Raw genomic sequence first — 230 nt, forward strand, 5'->3', positions numbered from 1 at the left:
GGCGGCTGCTGATGGCCAGCAGGGTGCTGATGCGGTCGGCACCGGTAACGGCGGTAACGGCGGCAAGGGCGGCAACGGCGAGGGTGTGACCGGTCAGGCCGGCGGTGACGGTGGTGCCGGCGGCAACGCCGGGACGGTCGGCGACGGTGGTGCTGGTGGTGCCGGTGGTGCCGGCGCGGATGGTGCTGCCGGTATCACCGATGGTTCCGGTAATGGCACCGATGGTGCTG

The 230-nt window shown here is 71.7% G+C and carries 1 protein-coding gene; it reads left to right on the forward strand.

Going from position 1 to position 230, the window contains the following annotated elements; genetic code table 11:
• Positions 1–230, forward strand: a 230-nt coding sequence (locus ACAG20_RS21110; RefSeq protein WP_370494010.1) for a hypothetical protein, incomplete at both ends; no start/stop codon positions are given.

It is taken from the genome of Mycobacterium sp. pW045 (genome assembly GCF_041287085.1).
Classification (GTDB): Bacteria; Actinomycetota; Actinomycetes; order Mycobacteriales; family Mycobacteriaceae; genus Mycobacterium; species Mycobacterium algericum_A.